Raw genomic sequence first — 474 nt, 5'->3', positions numbered from 1 at the left:
CGCGGCAATATGTGATGTCGCCGCTTAGCTGCATCGCGTTCTCCGCGAGGATCACGCGAGAGGCTTTGCATCGGAAAGAGCCAAAACCACTCCCAGCGCTTACACGCCTGCGACATCTTTCGATCCAAGGCCCCAGGCATAAATACCCCTGGAACATTTGCCTGACGATCCGCCTCAAAGGTCTTACGCACAACTTTCAGATGAGCGACCAAAGGCTCCTGCAATGAGCGTGCCAGCGGCACACAGCGATCTTTATCCCCCTTAGACGCTCGGATGTAGAGCTTGCCGCGCTCCAGGTCCACATCCTTGACTCGCAGACGACACAGCTCCGAGATGCGCAAACCACAGCCATATTGCAGTCGTGCCATCAACCCCCACGTCCCCTTAACATTATCCAGTAAACGCTTAATTTCCCCTCTGGAATACACCACCGGATAGTATTTGCGTGGATTTGCTTTCACATAATCGCTAAAA

General features: G+C 53.6%; 1 protein-coding gene. It reads right to left on the bottom strand.

Features of this window, described 5'->3' with window-relative positions:
• A partial coding sequence (locus tag QEH59_RS19150; RefSeq protein ID WP_308986908.1) for a tyrosine-type recombinase/integrase occupies window positions 1-461 on the bottom strand: 461 nt, incomplete at its 3' end.
• Window positions 462-474: the final 13 nt, after the last annotated feature.

It is taken from the genome of Thalassobacterium sedimentorum (assembly GCF_031127905.1).
Lineage (GTDB): Bacteria > Verrucomicrobiota > Verrucomicrobiia > Opitutales > Coraliomargaritaceae > Thalassobacterium > Thalassobacterium sedimentorum.
This window is presented reverse-complemented; position numbering and strand designations above follow the sequence as displayed.